8 protein-coding genes and 1 pseudogene are annotated in these 3,302 nt (G+C 36.5%); 8 read left to right on the forward strand and 1 reads right to left on the reverse strand.

The features are described from left to right. The 8 genes and pseudogenes from FF105_RS11680 to FF105_RS11625 form a co-directional block, all read left to right on the forward strand. The coding region (locus tag FF105_RS11680) for an IS3 family transposase (protein ID WP_143470347.1) at positions 1 to 86 on the forward strand (86 nt) is incomplete at its 5' end. 45 nt (positions 87 to 131) lie between these two features. After that, complete coding sequence (locus tag FF105_RS11420) at positions 132 to 608, forward strand: hypothetical protein (protein ID WP_188353684.1); 477 nt, start codon at positions 132 to 134, stop codon at positions 606 to 608. Positions 609 to 670: 62 nt separating this feature from the next. Next, entirely contained in the window at positions 671 to 871 is a 201-nt protein-coding gene (locus FF105_RS11425) for a hypothetical protein (protein ID WP_188353685.1), read from the forward strand. Positions 872 to 937: 66 nt separating this feature from the next. Continuing rightward, a complete protein-coding gene (locus FF105_RS11430; RefSeq protein ID WP_290046917.1) occupies positions 938 to 1,237 on the forward strand; it encodes a hypothetical protein in 300 nt (99 codons plus the stop codon). Further along, complete coding sequence (locus FF105_RS11435) at positions 1,186 to 1,473, forward strand: HNH endonuclease (RefSeq protein WP_290046916.1); 288 nt, start codon at positions 1,186 to 1,188, stop codon at positions 1,471 to 1,473. Before FF105_RS11430 ends, FF105_RS11435 begins: the two co-directional genes overlap by 52 nt. After that, entirely contained in the window at positions 1,470 to 1,862 is a 393-nt protein-coding gene (locus FF105_RS11440) for a hypothetical protein (protein ID WP_188353687.1), read from the forward strand. Before FF105_RS11435 ends, FF105_RS11440 begins: the two co-directional genes overlap by 4 nt. 101 nt (positions 1,863 to 1,963) lie before the next feature. Next, positions 1,964 to 2,527, forward strand: coding sequence for a phage terminase small subunit P27 family (locus tag FF105_RS11445; protein ID WP_188353688.1), 564 nt, complete (start codon positions 1,964 to 1,966; stop codon positions 2,525 to 2,527). Continuing rightward, a pseudogene (locus FF105_RS11625) lies at positions 2,528 to 3,174 on the forward strand (terminase large subunit domain-containing protein); the annotation flags it as partial. Between the two features lie 42 nt (positions 3,175 to 3,216). On the opposite strand, the gene FF105_RS11685 reads toward FF105_RS11625, so the two are convergent. After that, positions 3,217 to 3,302: IS3 family transposase (locus FF105_RS11685; RefSeq protein ID WP_442915988.1), on the reverse strand; the 86-nt coding region annotated here is incomplete at its 5' end.

A 3,302-nucleotide genomic window follows, 5' to 3' on the forward strand; every position in this document is an offset into this window, starting at 1 on the left:
CATACCAAACATTAACTGAAGTCCAAGCAGCCATTGGTTGGTATATCAATTTTTATAATCGCAATCGTATCTCAAATGTCGCCTAATTAACTGAATAAAAATAGTCCAATTTATTGACTTCTGAGCATAACATGAAAAAAGCAATTCTAGTAAATGATTATGCAGGTGTTGAAGCGTTAAACATACTGCTTGATAAGGGATATACGGTTGAGAGTGTAGATGACCATGGCGTTTATATTCTTAAGCGTGATGAGTTGAAAGCTGAACCAATTAAAGCCGGCAGTTTTAAACCTGAATCAATCAGAGAATTATCACGTGATGAAATCAATAAAATCAATCGTAAGATTATTGAAAAATCTCTTGCAACACCAGACACGAAACAACCACACATTCGCATTGAATTTGATGATATCCGTGATGTGCCAAAGGTGTGGGTAGATGGTGAACTGATTGGTGACGGTGCAGAAGATAAGCCATTGGTTAGTATTAAGGTTGGTTGGAACACTGACACAGCGGTTGAAGGTCACAAAGAGTTTGACATTAACTATCTGGATTTGACTAGTGAGCGTCCAATGTATAGAGGGTTTCGTCAAGGTACACCGAGATAAAATTACTGTGTTACACACGTTCAAAAGAACTATAATGTAGTCATAAAGTGAGGTATGAGTATATGAAGTTTGGAATGAGAACACCGTCAATCAAAAAGTCTATCAGCGCTAGAACAACCGGACGTGCCAAACGAGCCGTTAAGTCAGCGATCAATCCTACTTATGGCAAGAAAGGAACTGGCTTCATAACTAATCCAAGTAAGTCAATTAAGAATAGCGTTTATCACAAGACAACCAAAAGTGTTTGGAGTTTGTTTAAGTGATGTAAGCTCAGCTCAGCTCAGTAAATTGAGTTGGGCTTTTTGTATACATAAATTTAAGGAGTAAGTATGGCTAGAGTAAAGATATGCCGTAAGCCTGACTGTCATAATACCACACCTTATGAGCAAGACAATTCATACTGTGAGATACACAAGGCAATGTATCGACCTAAGCCAGAGTTCAAGCCTAAGTCATCTTATGAACGCAAGCGACAGCAACGTGAGTACAACGCTAATAAGCGTGACAAAGAAGCTAATGAGTTCTACCACAACAAAACGTGGAAACATTTATCACAGCAGGACTCAAGCAACAAGCTATGTTCACATGCGAGTGTTGTGGACGTACAAGTACAACCAAAGGTTATTTAGTTGTGGATCCTATCATCCCCAGAAAGATAGATAAGCGTAAGCAACTTGATAAGGATAACCTATGGGTGATATGCAAGAGGTGCCACTGGTACAAGGGTATGCTTGAAGATGATGTCTATACTGATGGCTTATTCCTAGAGAACATTGACACTAGCAAGTCATGGGGGAAGGATAAAGTAAGACAATGGATATTGGATTCGATTAAACGTCATGATGAAAGGAAAGATGATTTATGAAAGAAGTAATAGATGATGTTGTTGTTTGTTTTAATGGAACAAATGCAAACAAAGAACTAGAAAACAAAATTAGTTTGCTAAATGTTCCATACAAACGAACTCGTAACAAGTTGATTGTTGATTATGGATTTGTGATTGTTAATATTCATTTCCTAACCAAAAACAGTAATTTTGACGCTTTCCACTTTAAACACATAAAAATCAGTGAGATGTTGTCAACAGAAGGTCGACCGGAAGACATTTTTAAAGTGCTAAAGATGTTGCAAAGTGGCAGATTTATCTTTGAAAACTACCAAAATAAAAAAATACCCCCGGGTGGGGTTGTTTGGAGGGAGCGTCACAAGGTGGCGTCCTCGTTTTTCGTAAATGCAGAAATCAAAAATTTTTGAATGGGCTATTTTAAAATTTGAAACGTTATTATATCAACGTTTAACGTGTTGTAAATATGCATTTAGTATACCACAAACTTTTGATGAAAGGGGGTGTTTGTTTGGTAAATAAACGTAATTCAGGTCGCAAACGGACGACTAGCACTGATGAATCTGTCAGAGCAGACCAACGCGAACGTAATTTAGAGTTCCAAGAAAAACAAAGTGAGCTTACTGAACTACAAGACAACCCTCCTCGTCATTTGGATGGTTATGGTGTGACACTGTGGCGAAAGTTAGTTCCGGAACTAAAGCGCCTTGGAACAATTAAACAAATTGATACAGTTAATTTGGAAGCTTTTTGTTCATTGTACGGTACATATCGGATGGCTGAAACAGATGTACAAAAGAATGGCATATTCGTTAGTTTTGAAGTTGATAAAAAAAAATTCGACGAAGAAACAGGTGAAGCAGTAGTCGTAGGAAAAGAGACGAAATATGATCGTTCAAAGAAAAATCCGGCTTATTCAATAATGAATGATAGTATCAAGACTTTGAAATCATTAGCTGTTGACTTAGGTTTGTCATTTGATGCAAGGTCTGGTCAACTAGTCCCAAGTGAAATTAACGTTGCTGAAAACAAAAAAGACGATTTAAGGTTGGTGAAGTTTGGTGCAGACATTTAATTGACAGATATTAAAGAAGCTGTTAAATCGGAAAAACGAAGATATAAACGTTATCTAGATAAATATAATGATCCAGCTACCCAATATGCTTTTGACGTTTTGTTTACTAGTAAATATGTGACTGGTAGGGATGCGCAATTAGCTTGTTTTAGACATTTACAAGATTTAGGAAGACAACGTGATAGTGACTTTCCTTATCATTATGATACTGACTACGTCACAATGATTGAAAATTTTACTCGAATGCTTCCTAATCCTGATAATTTTAAAGTTAATTTGAAACCATATATCAATCATTTGTATTAGATAGTGTACTGGGGTGGCGTACAGAAGAAAATGGGACTAGATTTACCACAGTTAACTTCAGTGAAGCAAGACGTCAAGGTAAAACTTTTATTGCTTCAATGTTGATGAATTTTTACTATTTCATGGTTGCTGCTGAAGCAACATCTCAAGATTTTCTTGTTGCAAGCTATGATAGTGAGCATGCTACCAAATTATTCAACGATGTATCGATTCAAGCGAAAAAACTGATTAAGCTACCTGAGTTCAGAGAATGGGCTAAAGAAAACGACGTTGATGCACAAACGCAACAAGTTATTGGAAGAATTAATAAAAATACTATTCGTAAGGGAACATCTGAAGGAGTGCTCAGAAGTCAATAAATTGGACTATTTTTATTCAGTTACTTAGGCAACATTTGAGATACGATTGCGATTATAAAAATTGATATAACAACCAATGGCTGCTTGGACTTCAGTTAATGTTTGGTATG

The sequence above is a fragment of the Leuconostoc sp. UCMA20149 genome (assembly GCF_030400235.1).
Lineage (GTDB): Bacteria > Bacillota > Bacilli > Lactobacillales > Lactobacillaceae > Leuconostoc > Leuconostoc pseudomesenteroides.

Bases quoted from the DNA above. Each gene is read 5' to 3' on its own strand.
- FF105_RS11425 (WP_188353685.1), top strand. From the start codon at position 671: ATGAAGTTTGGAATGAGAACACCGTCAATCAAAAAGTCTATCAGCGCT.
- FF105_RS11430 (WP_290046917.1), top strand. From the start codon at position 938: ATGGCTAGAGTAAAGATATGCCGTAAGCCTGACTGTCATAATACCACA.
- FF105_RS11435 (WP_290046916.1), top strand. From the start codon at position 1,186: ATGTTCACATGCGAGTGTTGTGGACGTACAAGTACAACCAAAGGTTAT.
- FF105_RS11440 (WP_188353687.1), top strand. From the start codon at position 1,470: ATGAAAGAAGTAATAGATGATGTTGTTGTTTGTTTTAATGGAACAAAT.
- FF105_RS11420 (WP_188353684.1), top strand. From the start codon at position 132: ATGAAAAAAGCAATTCTAGTAAATGATTATGCAGGTGTTGAAGCGTTA.